11 protein-coding genes are annotated in these 12,912 nt (G+C 64.2%); all 11 read right to left on the reverse strand.

Going from position 1 to position 12,912, the window contains the following annotated elements:
- Positions 1-2 precede the first annotated feature (2 nt).
- On the reverse strand, positions 3-764 hold the full coding sequence (locus tag A9K66_RS17390) for a 3-ketoacyl-ACP reductase (RefSeq protein WP_067325873.1): 762 nt from the start codon (positions 762-764) through the stop codon (positions 3-5).
- Positions 761-2,263 carry a GMC family oxidoreductase gene (locus A9K66_RS17395; RefSeq protein ID WP_067325876.1) on the reverse strand — a complete coding sequence of 501 codons (1,503 nt, stop codon included), beginning with the start codon at positions 2,261-2,263 and terminating at the stop codon, positions 761-763. The genes A9K66_RS17390 and A9K66_RS17395 overlap by 4 nt, the downstream gene beginning before the upstream one ends.
- 106 nt (positions 2,264-2,369) lie before the next feature.
- Complete coding sequence (locus tag A9K66_RS17400) at positions 2,370-3,485, reverse strand: ABC transporter ATP-binding protein (RefSeq protein WP_067325879.1); 1,116 nt, start codon at positions 3,483-3,485, stop codon at positions 2,370-2,372.
- 23 nt (positions 3,486-3,508) lie between these two features.
- Positions 3,509-4,453, reverse strand: a complete 945-nt coding sequence (locus A9K66_RS17405; RefSeq protein WP_067325882.1) for a carbohydrate ABC transporter permease — start codon at positions 4,451-4,453, stop codon at positions 3,509-3,511.
- Positions 4,450-5,409 carry a sugar ABC transporter permease gene (locus A9K66_RS17410; RefSeq protein WP_067002547.1) on the reverse strand — a complete coding sequence of 320 codons (960 nt, stop codon included), beginning with the start codon at positions 5,407-5,409 and terminating at the stop codon, positions 4,450-4,452. Before A9K66_RS17410 ends, A9K66_RS17405 begins: the two co-directional genes overlap by 4 nt.
- Before the next feature lie 184 nt (positions 5,410-5,593).
- Positions 5,594-6,847 (reverse strand): ABC transporter substrate-binding protein, encoded by a 1,254-nt coding sequence (locus tag A9K66_RS17415; RefSeq protein ID WP_067002546.1) that lies wholly within the window; start codon positions 6,845-6,847, stop codon positions 5,594-5,596.
- Positions 6,848-6,906: 59 nt separating this feature from the next.
- A complete protein-coding gene (locus tag A9K66_RS17420; protein WP_067325885.1) occupies positions 6,907-8,418 on the reverse strand; it encodes an aldehyde dehydrogenase family protein in 1,512 nt (503 codons plus the stop codon).
- 11 nt (positions 8,419-8,429) lie between these two features.
- On the reverse strand, positions 8,430-9,206 hold the full coding sequence (locus tag A9K66_RS17425; protein WP_067327025.1) for an enoyl-CoA hydratase/isomerase family protein: 777 nt from the start codon (positions 9,204-9,206) through the stop codon (positions 8,430-8,432).
- Positions 9,199-10,800: an acyl CoA:acetate/3-ketoacid CoA transferase gene (locus A9K66_RS17430; protein ID WP_067325887.1), complete on the reverse strand. Its 1,602-nt coding sequence runs from the start codon at positions 10,798-10,800 to the stop codon at positions 9,199-9,201. Before A9K66_RS17430 ends, A9K66_RS17425 begins: the two co-directional genes overlap by 8 nt.
- Entirely contained in the window at positions 10,797-11,813 is a 1,017-nt protein-coding gene (locus A9K66_RS17435) for a Gfo/Idh/MocA family oxidoreductase (protein WP_067325890.1), read from the reverse strand. Before A9K66_RS17435 ends, A9K66_RS17430 begins: the two co-directional genes overlap by 4 nt.
- The gene (locus A9K66_RS17440; RefSeq protein WP_067325893.1) at positions 11,810-12,862 is read right to left on the reverse strand and encodes a LacI family DNA-binding transcriptional regulator; all 1,053 of its coding nucleotides are present in this window, start codon (positions 12,860-12,862) and stop codon (positions 11,810-11,812) included. Before A9K66_RS17440 ends, A9K66_RS17435 begins: the two co-directional genes overlap by 4 nt.
- Between the last annotated feature and the right edge of the window lie 50 nt (positions 12,863-12,912).

Consider the following 12,912-nt stretch of genomic DNA (forward strand, 5'->3'; position numbering starts at 1 on the left):
ACTCACAGACGAGGCACGGAGAGCGCGCCGTCGACATCGATGACCGATCCGGTTGCAAAGCCGAATTTTCCGCTGGCAAGTGCGGCCACCACAGCGCCGATATCGGCGCCCTCGCCCCAGCGTTTGGCCGGCACCAACCCGCCGTCGATCAGCGCGTCATATTTGGCGGATACGCCTGCCGTCATGTCGGTGCGAATGATGCCCGGCCGCACCTCGAACACGCCGATGTTTTCCGCGGCGAGCCGCAGCGCCAGGTTCTTCACCCACATCGAAAGCCCTGCCTTTGAGATGCAGTAGTCGGCGCGCTCCGGCGAGGCCATTGTCGCGCTGACCGAGGTGATGGTGACGATCGACCTCGCAAAGCTGGCGGGTGTCGCCAGCATCGCCTTGGCGACGGCCTGGCTGAGGAACACCGTGCCGCGCAGATTGATATTTAGCTCGTGGTCGAAATTATCAGGCTTCAGTTCAAGAAGGTCGCCGCGCACGACGGCGCCTATGCCGGCGTTGTTGACGAGGCAATCGATGCTGCCGAAGGCGTCCACCGCCGCCGCGACCAGTTTTGGATGGCCGGCGAGATCAGCGATGTCACAGCTGGCATAGGCAAACTTCGCGCCGCGCGCGGCGATGCTTTCGGCAAGTCCATCGGCCGGCTTGTCCGCAAGGTCGGCAACAAGAATATCGAAGCCGGCATCGGCCAGCGCCTCGGCGCAGGCAAGGCCGATGCCGCGCGCGCCGCCGGTGACGATGGCTGCCGGGCGGGTCATGCCGCGAACTCCGTCTTGCGGATATGGTCTGCTACGCGCAGCGCCTGGGCGGCGATCGACAGCGCCGGATTGACCGCCGCCGAGGTCGGCAGGAAGCCGGCGTCCACGACGAACAGGTTCTTATGGTCGTAAGCACGACAGAACGTATCGAGTGGCTCCGTCGCCGGGTCGTTGCCCATGCGCACCGTGCCGCACTGGTGCGAGGGCGTGCGCTTGTCGAAGGGGTGCGACAGCACGATCGGGTAACCGCAGGCGCGGAAGTTTTCGCGCATCACCTTGGTCAGGCCTTCCAACGACTGCATGTTGGAGCGCCGCCACTGCATGACGATCTCCTTGCCGTCGACCAGGATGCGGCTTTCAGGATCGGGCAGGTCCTCGCACATCAGGTACCAATCGACGGCGTGGCCGGCCATGAAATCGAGCGCGAATCTCGGCGCCAGCTTCACATTGGCCCGCAGCATGTTGCCGTCGATCTTGCCGAGCAGTTGCACGTTGCCGAGTGGTTTACCGCCCTTGCCGTCCGACAGATAATAGTCGTTGAGCATCAGCGTCTTCTGGTAGACGGCGTCGTTGCGGCGGCGCGGGTCGATCGCCAGCATCGCGCTGGAATTGTGGTTCATGAAATTGCGGCCGACCTGGTCGGAACTGTTGGCGAGGCCTTTGCCGTTTGTCGAGGGCGAGCGCAGCAGGATGGCGGCGGAGTTGATCGCGCCGGCCGAAAGGATGACCAGCTTCGGCGAGAGCGTCCTTTGCGCGCCGTTCTGCGTGTAATGAATGGCGGCAATCGATTTGCCGCCCGGCGAGGCCTCGAGCCAGTCGACATGGGCGCCGGTTTCGAGCTTGATGTTCTTGTCATTGAGCGCAGCCGCCAGAGGCCCGGTCTGGGCGTCGACCTTGCCTTGGCCGGTGTTCGGAAAAGCATCCCAGCCGGTCTTGCCCTCCTTCAGCCAGGCTTCGATGTCGACGCCGAGCGGCAGCGAGGCAGGATGCAGGCCGAGGCCTTTGAGCTCGGCGCGGGCACGCGCGATCGAAGGTTCGTCGGGCACCGGCTTGAAGGCATAGGGAATCGAATGGAACGGCTCGGTCGGATCCTCGCCGAGCGCGCCGCGCACGCGGAAAAGCTGCTCGGCCTTCGAATACCAGGGTTCGAACTCGTCATAGGAAAACGGCCAGGCCGGCGAGACACCGCCGAAATGCTCCAACTCGGAGAAATCCTCCTTGCGGTAGCGGATCAGCACCGCGCCGAAAAATTTCGAGTTGCCGCCGACATAATAGTAATTGCCGGGGTTGAACGCGGCGCCGCCGGCCTCGCGCCACATCTCCTTCGGCCGGTAATGCCCGTCGACGAAGATCGAGCGCGTCGAGCGCGCATGCGGCGTCGCGGGCAGCGGTTCACCGCGTTCCAGGATCAGGATCGAGGCGCCGCTGCCGGCCAAGCCGGAGGCGATCGTGGCGCCGCCGATGCCGGAGCCGATGATGACGATATCCGGATTTGTCATGGTCTAAAGCGCGTCGTGTTTGAACTGACCGGGACCACGCGCTTTAGATCTTTGTCTTGACGCATGTCGCTGCCCCAAAACCGGATCCACTTTTGGGCGACATGCATCAGAGAATGCGCTTCTCGGTCGCCGGATCGAAGAACACCGCCTTGCTGAGATTGAAGGCCAGCGGCGTGCTGGTGCCGGGCTGGATCCTGGCGTCGGCGCGCAGCCGCGCCACCACGCCCTTGCCGCCGAGATTGGTGACCGCGAAGGTGTCCGATCCCGCCGGCTCGACCACTTCGATGTGGCAGTCGGCGGTGGCGATTTCGGATCCGTTGCGTTCGGCGCCTTCTGGGTCGGTCAGCGCCTCCGGCCGCACGCCGAAGATGACCGGCTTGTCCTTGAAGGCCGCAAGGCCGGTCGGCGCGCCGGGCAGCGACAGCGTGATCGGTTGGCGGGCCTCACGATCGAGAACAACGGAAAGCCCGCTGCCATTGGCGCCGATCTTGGCCGGGATCAGGTTCATCGCGGGCGAGCCCATGAAATCGGCGACGAAGATATTGGTGGGGTTGTTGTAGACTTCGGCCGGCGTGCCGAACTGCTGTACCTCGCCGTCGCGCATCACGGCGATCTTGGTCGCCAGCGTCATCGCCTCGATCTGGTCGTGGGTGACATAGACGATCGTGGTGCCGGTCGTGGCGTGCAGGCGCTTGATCTCGATGCGCATGTCGACGCGCAGCTTGGCGTCGAGGTTGGAAAGCGGCTCGTCAAACAGGAAGAGTTTCGGGTCGCGAACCAGCGCCCGGCCCATGGCGACGCGCTGGCGCTGGCCGCCGGAAAGCTGGCTGGGCTTGCGGTTGAGCAGGTGACCGATCTGCAGTATCTTTGCCACCTTGTCGATCGCCGCCTGGCGCTCCGCCGCCGGCACGCCGCGCATCTCCATGCCGAAGGCGATGTTTCCGGCAACCGTCATGTTCGGATAGAGCGCGTAGCTCTGGAAGACCATGGCGATGTCGCGCTTCGAGGGATGCAGATCGTTGATCGCGCGGCCGTCGACGCGGATCTGGCCCTCGGTGATGGTTTCCAGCCCGGCAATGGTGTTGAGCAGGGTGGACTTGCCGCAGCCGGACGGGCCGACCAGCACCAGGAAGCCGCCCTTTTCGAGCTCGACATCGATGCCCTTCAGGATCTCGACATTCCCGAAGCGCTTCTTCAGCCCATCAATTTCCAGAAAAGCCATGGTCGTTCCTTCAGAAAATAGGGTCAGCCCTTGACCGCGCCGGCCATCAGCCCGCGCACGAAATAGCGGCCGGCGACGACATAGACGATCAGGGTGGGGAGCGCGGCAATCATCGCCGCCGCCATGTTGACGTTGTATTCGACGACGCCGGTCGAGGTGTTGACGACATTGTTGAGCGCCACCGTCATCGGCATCACGTCGCCGGTGCCGGCGTAAGCGGAAGCGAACAGGAAGTCGTTCCAGATGTTGGTGAACTGGTAGATGACGGTGACGACGAAGATCGGCATCGAGTTGGGCAGCATGATGCGACGGAAAATCTGGAAGAAGGAGGCGCCGTCGACCTGCGCCGCCTTCACCAGTTCGGTCGGGAAGGCCTCGTAATAGTTGCGGAAGAACAGCGTGGTGAAGCCGAGGCCGTAGACCACATGGACGAAGGCCAGGTTGACCGTCGAGTTGCCGAGGCCGAAGTTGAACCCCGTCGCGTTCTGCAGGCTGGCGCCGAAGCGGCCGATGCTGCCGAGGATGGTCGCCATTGGCAAGAGCACCGACTGGAACGGAATGAAGCAGGCAAACAGCATCATCGCGAAGACCAGCGTGTGGCCGCGGAAGCGCCATTTGGTCAGCACATAGCCGTTGAGAGCGCCGAGCAGCGTCGAGATCAGCACCGCCGGCACCACCATCTTGATGGAGTTCCAGAAGTAGCCCTTGATGCCGGCACAAGTCAGGCCGACGCAGGTTTCGCCCCAGGCCTTGAACCATGGCGCGATGGTCGGCGACTGCGGCAGCGCCAGCATGTTGCCGTTCTGGATCTCGTCCATGGTCTTGAACGAGGTGACCAGCATCACGAAGAGCGGCATCAGGTAGAACAGCGCGAACAGCGCAAGCAGTCCGTAGATGACGATGCGGTTGATTGTCCTGGCGCTGACGCCGCTCGATGCCTGGCTGGCCGGTGAGGTGACGGCGCTCATCGCGGCTTCTCCCTGAGCTCGGAATAGAGATAAGGCACGATGATCGCGGTCAGCGTCATCAGCATGATCACCGCGCTCGCCGAGCCCACCGCCATCTCGTTGCGCTTGAAGGTGAACTCATACATGAAGTTGGAGGGCAGCCAGGCCGAACCGCCCGGTCCGCCGCTGGTCAGCGCCACGACAAGGTCATAGGACTTGATGGCCAGATGCGCGAGCACGATGAAGGCCGACAGGAACACCGGCCTGAGCAGCGGAATGACGATGCGGCGGTAGAGCTGGAAGGTGGTGGCGCCGTCGATCTGCGCGGCTTTCATGATTTCACCGTCGATGCCGCGAAGCCCGGCCAGGAACATCGCCATGATGAAGCCGGAAGCCTGCCAGACGCCGGCGATCACCACTGTGTAGATGACGAAATCCTTGTTCTTGATCCAGTCGAAATGGAAGCTCGTCCAGCCCCATTGGTGTAGCGTCTGCTCGAGACCGAGGCCGGGGTCGAGGAACCATTTCCAGGCGACGCCGGTGACGATGAAGGAGAGCGCCATCGGATAGAGATAGATCGGCCGCAGCATCCCTTCGCCGCGGATCTTCTGGTCGAGCAGGATGGCCAGGAACAGGCCGAGCGCCAGGCAGATCAGGATGTAGAGGAAGCCGAAAATCCCCATGTTGGTGATCGAGGTGTACCAGCTCGACGGCGGGTCGCTCTCGAAGGTCCAGCGCCACAGCCGCTGATAGGCGCGGGCGCCGGTGATGTCGTAGGATGGGAAGGTCTTGGAGTTGGTGAACGACAGATAGATCGTCCACAGGATGAAGCCATAGACGAAGACGATTGTCGCCGCGAAGCTCGGCGCCAGGACGATCTTCGGCAAAAGGTCCTGCAATCGCGAGCGGACGGAGGCGCCGGGACGGGCGTCGTGTTCCGGCGTCAGCTTGATTTGGGTTTCGGCGACTGTGCTCATCGGCTCATCCAGTACCGGTTATTGGGGACCAGTCAGCGTGCGGCGCACACAAGGCAGCAATCCCGTATATCGTCTCGACAGGAGACTCCCCCGCCGGAGCGGGGGAGACTCGAGTGGTTTGTTTATGCAATTCCGAACGGAAAACCGCTATGCACTTTTCCTGGAATTGCTCCAGCAGAACGCCTTACTTGGCGTCGTCGATCGCCTTGACCAATTCGGTCACGGCTTCGTCCGAGGTCTTGATCTGGCCATGGACGAACTTCGAGATGACGTCCTTGTAGGCGTTGGCGACAGCCGGGGGCGCGCCATAGCCCTGGGCCAACGAGCCGAACAGCTTGCCGCCTTCGTTAGCCGCCTTAAGGTCGGCGATGCCCTTCTTGCCGCAAGCATCGAAGTCGGTGTCCGGCACGTCGGTACGGGCGGGGACCGAGCCCTTCACGACATTGAAAGCCGACTGGAAGCTCTTCGACAGGGTGGCGGTGGCCAGAGCGACCTGCGCGGCCTTGCGGTCGTCCGGAACGTTGAACATGCCGAACATGTCGGAGTTGTAGATCACCGAGCCGTCGGTGCCCGGGAAGCGGTAGCAGAGGAAGTCCGTGCCCGGGGTCTTGTTGGCGGCGTGGAACTCGCCCTTGGCCCAGTCGCCCATGACCTGAACCAGCGCATCGCCCTTGATGACCATGGCGGTGGCGAGGTTCCAGTCGCGGCCCGAGAAGTTCGGGTCGACATAGGTGACGAGCTTGGCAAGGTTGTCGAACGACTTCTTCATCGTGTCGGACTTGAGCGACTCCTCATCGAGGTCGTTCATCGCCTTCTTGTAGAATTCCGGTCCGCCGGTCGACAGCACGACGGAGTCGAACATGGTCGCTTCCTGCCAGTTCTGGCCGCCAAGCGCCAGCGGGATGACGCCAGCGGCCTTGGCCTTGTCGAGCAGGGCGATGAAGTCGTCGAAGGTCTTCGGCTCGGTGCCGCCGATCTTGTCCATCACGGCCTTGTTGATCCACAGCCAGTTGACCGAGTGGACGTTGACCGGAGCCGCGACCCACTTGCCGTCATAGACGGAGAACTTCTGCAGGGCGGCCGGAACGCTCTTGTCCCAGCCTTCCTTCTTGGCGGTCTCGGTGAGGTCGCCCATGACGCCAGCAGCGGCATAGTCGAGCACGGTGTAGCCCAGCATCTGCGAGGCAGTCGGATAGTTGCCGGCCGCGACCATCGCCTTCAGAGCGGTCATGGCGGCGTCGCCGCCGCCGCCGGCCACCGGCACGTCCTTCCAGGCATAGCCTTCCTTGGCCAGATCCTGCTTCAGCACGTTCAGAGCAGCCGCTTCGCCGCCCGACGTCCACCAATGCAGCATCTGCACTTCCTTGACGTCCGCGGCATGCGCCGAGAACGCAAAGCTCGTCGCAAGAGCCGTTCCGATAAGCAGTTTGCGCAACATGTACTACCTCCCTTGTTGCATTCACATAACCGGCGGGGTGACCGCCGGGGTCTCCCAACTCAGCCAAGCCACCATCCGGTGCGCTGGCCGCGATGAAACTGGATTGTCTTTTCCTCGGTATAGTCCTCGACGGCGCGTTTGCCGAGTTCGCGTCCGAGACCGGATTGCTTGTAGCCGCCGAAGGGCAGTTCGGGATAACCCTCCATGAACGTATTCACCCAAACCGTCCCCGAACGCACACCGCGCGCCACCGACATGCATGTGTCGATGCTGGCGCTCCACACTCCCGCAGACAGACCATAGGGCGTGTTGTTGGCGATGTGCAATGCCCTTTCAATCGTTTCAAAAGTGAGCACGGACAGCACCGGCCCGAAGACTTCCTCGCGCGCGATTTCCATGTCCTCGGTAACGTTGCGGACAATGGTCGGATCGAGATACTGGCCGGCGTTGGAGGCGAGCTGTTCGCCGCCGCTGAAGACGCTGCCGCCGCTGGTCTTGGCCGCCGTCACATAGCCGGCTACCTTTGCCATGTGGTCGGCCGAGATCATCGCGCCGACCTTGGTGCGGTCGTCAAGCGGATCGCCGACTTTCACCCTCTCGGCCAGCGCCTTGACTGCGCCGAGAAAGTCGTCCGCGATCGCCTCATGCACGATCAGCCGACTGCCGGCATTGCAGCATTCGCCGGCGTTGAAGAAGCCGCCGAAGACTGCGGCATCCGCCGCTGCTTCGAGATCGGCGTCGGGGAAGACGATCTGGCCGTTCTTGCCGCCGAGCTCCATCGACACCTTCTTCAGCGAACTGGACGCCGCCGCCATCGTCATCTTGCCGACGCGGGTCGAGCCGGTGAAGGACACCATCTCAACCAGCGGATGCCTGACCATCGGCGCGCCGACATCGCTACCCAGGCCGGCGAGGATGTTGACGACACCCGCCGGCAGGCCGGCCTGCAGCAGGATATCGCCGAGCACGAAGGTCGACGCCGAGGTCATCTCGCTCGGCTTGACCACGGCAGTGCAGCCGGCGGCGAGCGCGAAGGGCAGTTTCTGGCTGACGATCAGGAAGGGAAAATTCCACGGCGTGACGATCGAGACGACGCCGATCGGCTCGCGCAGCACCACGCCCAGCATGTCATCGCCGAGATTGGCGTAGCTCTCGCCATGGAGCGTGCGGGCAAGCGAAGCGGCATAGCGCCAGATGTCGACGGCGCCGCCGATCTCGCCGCGCGCCTGCGCGATCGGCTTGCCGGATTCCAACGCGTCGAGCCTGGCAATCTCTTCCAGTCGGCCCTCGATCAGATCGGCCGCTTTGAGCAGCACCGCGGCGCGTTCCGAAGCCTTCATGCGCGGCCATGCGCCGGCCTCGAAGGCCTTGTGCGCGGCCTGCACCGCAGCGTCGACTTCCGCAGCACCCGCCTGCGCATAGCGTGAAACCGCAAAACCGTGGCCGGGGCTGTTGCGTTCGATCGTGCGGCCATCCCGGGCACCGACATGTTTGCCGTCGATCAGAAGCTTGTAGCTCTTCGGCGCCTGAGACGCTTCGACCGGCATGGAAATGTTAAGCGGTGCGTTCATCGTATCTTCTCTCAAGATCTCGAAAAGTCCGGCTTGTGCCTGGCCTTGAAGGCGCCGACACCGGCCTTGAGGTCGCCGGTGAGCGCAATGAAGCCGCTGGCCAGCGCTTCCGTGGCGGCGGCGTCTTCCTCGCCTTCGGCAATGCCGATCATCAGCTTGGCGGCCTCGGTTGCGAGCGGACCACGCTCGGCGATCTTTTCTCCCCAGGCTTTTGCTTCATCCAAGGCCTTGCCGGTTTCGACGACGCGGTCGACGACGCCGAGGGCGAGCGCCTCGTTCGCCAGAAAAATCTCGCCGCCAAGCGCCATGCGCCGCACGATCTGTGCACCGAAGCGGCGCACAGCGCGCTGCGTACCAGACCAGCCGGGCACGACGCCGATCGAGGTCTCGGGAAAGCCGAGCTTGATCTGGGTTTCGGCGACGCGAAAATCGCAGGCGGCGGCCAATTCCAAGCCGCCGCCCAGCGCATGGCCGGACAGCACGGCGATTGTCGGTTGCCGAAGCCGCGCCAGCCGGTCGAAGACACGATGGCCGTAGCGCACCCATTGAACCTGGAAATCGGCGGCGCTTAATTGTGCCCAGGCCTCGACGTCGCCGCCGGCGCAGAAACCCTTGCCTTCGCCGCTGATGAGCACGACACGGACACCCTCGGCCAGTTCGGCCTTGTCGAGTGCGGCTTCGAGCGCGCGCAGCATCGGAATGTCGAGCGCGTTGAACTTTTCCGGCCGCCTGAGCGTCACGGTACCGATCACGCCATCCTGCTCGAAGGTGACGAGGCGCTCAGCCATGCGCGCCTCCAAGCGAAGCGCCGCCGTTGAGCGACAGGCCGATCGGCCGATCTTGATAGAGCGAGGCCGGCGTGAACTTGAGGTCGTTTGCGACGGAGAGCGGAGTGTCGGACTGCGCCAGCACATCGCGTTCGAGATCGATGCCGGGCGCCAGCTCGGTCACCATCAGCCCGGCCTGGGTCAGCTTCATCACACAGCGTTCGGTGACATAGGTGATGTCCTGGCCTTGCGCGACCGCGCGCTTGCCGGAGAAGGAGATGTGCTCGACCTCCTCGACGATCTTTTTCACCTTGCCTTCCTGGTCGATGCGGAGGGCGCCGTTCGCCAGCGAAAGCTTGGCGCCAGCATTGAAGAAGCCGGAGAAGACGATCTTCTTCGCCCGCGCGGTGATATCGACGAAGCCGCCGGCGCCGGCCGTCACATGCGGTCTCGCCGAAAGCTTCGACACGTTGACCGAGCCGTGGCGGTCGATCTGCAGGAAGGACAGGAGCGAGGCGTCAAAGCCGCCGGCCTGGAAATAGATGAACTGGTGCGGCGAGGGCATGATCGCCTCGGCATTCGAGGCGCAGCCGAACTTGAAGTCGAGCAGCGGCACGCCGCCGACCGCGCCCTGCTCGATCACCCAGGTGACCTTGCCGTGCTGGCCTTCCTCGAGAAGAATGCGCGGCACGTTGGCGGAGATGCCGAAGCCGATATTGACGGCCATGCCGTCGCGCAACTCCATGGCGACGCGGCGCGCGATCACCTTCTGGATGTTCATCTCCGGGGTGCGGAAGGTGGAGAGCGGCCGGAAGATCTCGCCCGAGATCGCCGGGTCGTAAGCCGTCTGCGTCGTCTGCAGCTGATCGGGCGCGACCACGATATGGTCGACCAAGACGCCGGGCACGCGCACATCGTGCGGCTTGAGGGTGCCGTTCTCGACGATGCGCTTAACCTGCGCAATGACGATGCCGCCATTGTTGCGGGCAGCCAATGACTGTTCGAGACCGCCGAGATAGGCGCCCTCATGCTCGTAGGTGAGATTGCCGCGCTCGTCGGCGGAGGTGGCGCGGATGATCGAGACGTTGGGGACGATGGCGCGGAAATAGAGCCACTCCTCGCCGTCGAACTGCTGCACCGAGACGATCGGCTCGCTGGCGGCGGCGTTCATGGCGCAGCCCTGGTGGCGAGGGTCGGCGAAAGTGTCGAGGCCGACCTTGGTCAGCACGCCGGGACGCTTGGCGGCCGCCTCGCGATGCATGTCGAAGAGGATGCCGGAGGGCACGTTGTAAGCCGCGACCGAGTTGTCGCCGATCATCTGCCAGATCCGCGGCGGCTCGGCGGAGGAGGGGCCTGACGGATACGAGCCGCAGAGCGTGCGTTTGAGCAGGCCAGGCTTGGCGAGATGGTCGATGCCCTTGATGCCGTACATGTCGCCAGCGGCGATCGGGTGCAGCGTGGTGATCGCTCTCGGATGCCCTTCCGCATCGAAGCGCTCGCCGATCGCGGCGAGCACGGCGTCGGGGCAGCCGAGGCCGCTCGAGGACGACACCGAGACAACCATGCCGTCCTTGATCAGGCTGGCGGCATGCGCTGCCGTGACGAGCTTGCTCACGCGAGGCTCCCGAGTTGCGGATCGATGATCACGGCCTTGCCGGTCTTCGATGATTGCAGTGCTGCTTCGGCGGATGCCAGCGACCAAATGCCGTCCTCGCCGGTGGCCGAAGGCTGGCCTTCGCCGCGGGTCGCGGCATGGAACTGGCGCAGCGAGCGGGTGTAGAGGTCCTCGCGATCGAAGTTCAGCTCTTCCTCGCCATTTGCAGTGCGCAGCAGCACCGAGCCGACCGGCTTCTGCGTCATCACATCGGTGGCGATCAGCGAGCCCTCCGACCCATGCACTTCGAAACCGATGCCGGCGAACTTGGTCGTGAAGCCTTCATGCGATTGCGCAATGACGCCGGACTTGAAGCGCCAGATGCACATCGCGCCGTCCTCCAGCCCGCCGCCGGCCATGCCGGCCGACTGTGTGAAGGCCGAGATCTCGACCGGATCGTCGCCGAGCACGAAGCGCAGCGTGTCGGCATCATGCACCGTGATGTCGAGCACCACGCCGCCCCCGGCTTCGGGCCTGGTGATGCGCCAGCCCTGCAGGCTTTCAGGCAGATAGACGGAATGGAAGACACGCGCGGCGATCGGCTTGCCGATACGGCCGGTTGCGATCGCCTCGCGCATCGCCCGGTGCGCGCCGGCATTGCGCAGATGATGGTTGGTGCCGAACACGATGCCGGCTTTCCTGGCCACCGCCACCATCTTGCGCGCATCGGCGCTGGTCAGCGCCAGCGGCTTTTCGCAGAGCACATGCTTGCCGGCCTTGATGGCGGCCAGCCCCTGTTCGAGATGCAGCTCATTGGTGGTCGAGATGTAGACGGCATCAATGTCCGAGCCAAGCAGCGCATCGAGCGTCGAGACGGCTTTAGGAATGCCGTTTTCCTTGGCGTAGCCTTGAGCCCGCTCTGCGCTGGAGCTCATCACGGCGGCAACCTCGCCGTCGGCCTGCGCGCGAATGGCGTTGATCATGAACTGCCTGGCGATTGTGCTCGCGCCGATCAGGCCCCATCTCACGCTCATGCCGCGTCTCCCATTCCAGTGCCGTGCGCGCTGCGGCTCGGGCCGCAGCTTTCCCTGACGACGAGGCTGACCGCGCCGATATGGTCCTCGGCGCGCGTCGTGCGCGACTGGATCATCTTCAGCATGACGTGCGCGGCGCGCTCGCCGAGGCCTGGGGTGTCGACGGCGACGCTGGTCAGCGCCGGCATGTAGTGCTCGGCTTCGGCCACGTCGTCGAAACCGACCACGGCGAAGTCGGCCCCGGCCTCCAGGCCGCGCTTGCGCAGCGCGAGCATGACGCCGAAAGCGACGGCGTCGTTGAAGCAAAGCGCGGCTGTCGGCGGCTCGGCTGCCGCAAGCGCGGTCTCCAGGCAGGCCATGCCGCCTCTGCGGCTGGTCTCGCCTTCGACGATCGTCCGGTTGGCGGCCGGGATGCCAAGCGCCTCGCAAGCCTCGATGAAGCCGCCGAGCCTGTCGTGATAGACAACGAGGTCGGACGAACCGCCGAAGAAAGCCAGCCGGCGGTGGCCTTTGCCGATCAGATGCTGGGTGGCGAGATAGGCGCCGCGATGGTTGTCGGGCGCGATTGCCGGGATGCGGCTCTCGGGCAGGCGGCGCATGGCGAAGACGACCGGCACGCCGGCAGCCTCGATGCGGCGGAAGGCGCCGGGCGTGGTGCCGCGCGCCGGCGAGACGATCAAACCGGCGACGCCCTGTTCCAGCAGCGACTTCAGCACTTCTTCCTGGCGGACCGGATTTTCCGCGGTGTTGGCGATGAAGGGCACGATGCCTGCGGCCTGAAAGACGCGCTCCATGCCAACCGCCAGCTCGGCGAAGAAGGGATTGGTGAGATCGTTGATCACCATGCCGATGACGTTGGAATGCGCCTTGCGCAGGTTGGCGGCGCCGCGGTTGTAGACATAGCCGACATCCTCGATCGCCTTGCGGACCTTGACCGCGGTCTCAGGCCGGATCAGCCCGCTGCCTTGCAGCACGAGCGATACCGTCGATTTGGACACGCCGGCCTCGCGGGCGATGTCCAGGATCGTCGCCTTGGCCCGGCTGACCATATCCGTGCTTCCTCCGCGTCCGGCGCTAAAATTTATTGGAACGTTCTAAA

The sequence above is a fragment of the Mesorhizobium sp. AA23 genome (assembly GCF_001672435.1).
Lineage (GTDB): Bacteria > Pseudomonadota > Alphaproteobacteria > Rhizobiales > Rhizobiaceae > Mesorhizobium.

Coding starts and splice junctions, on each gene's coding strand:
- A9K66_RS17415 (WP_067002546.1), bottom strand. CDS start 6,847: ATGTTGCGCAAACTGCTTATCGGAACGGCTCTTGCGACGAGCTTTGCG.
- A9K66_RS17395 (WP_067325876.1), bottom strand. CDS start 2,263: ATGACAAATCCGGATATCGTCATCATCGGCTCCGGCATCGGCGGCGCC.
- A9K66_RS17390 (WP_067325873.1), bottom strand. CDS start 764: ATGACCCGCCCGGCAGCCATCGTCACCGGCGGCGCGCGCGGCATCGGC.
- A9K66_RS17440 (WP_067325893.1), bottom strand. CDS start 12,862: ATGGTCAGCCGGGCCAAGGCGACGATCCTGGACATCGCCCGCGAGGCC.
- A9K66_RS17435 (WP_067325890.1), bottom strand. CDS start 11,813: ATGAGCGTGAGATGGGGCCTGATCGGCGCGAGCACAATCGCCAGGCAG.
- A9K66_RS17400 (WP_067325879.1), bottom strand. CDS start 3,485: ATGGCTTTTCTGGAAATTGATGGGCTGAAGAAGCGCTTCGGGAATGTC.
- A9K66_RS17405 (WP_067325882.1), bottom strand. CDS start 4,453: ATGAGCGCCGTCACCTCACCGGCCAGCCAGGCATCGAGCGGCGTCAGC.
- A9K66_RS17410 (WP_067002547.1), bottom strand. CDS start 5,409: ATGAGCACAGTCGCCGAAACCCAAATCAAGCTGACGCCGGAACACGAC.
- A9K66_RS17420 (WP_067325885.1), bottom strand. CDS start 8,418: ATGAACGCACCGCTTAACATTTCCATGCCGGTCGAAGCGTCTCAGGCG.
- A9K66_RS17425 (WP_067327025.1), bottom strand. CDS start 9,206: ATGGCTGAGCGCCTCGTCACCTTCGAGCAGGATGGCGTGATCGGTACC.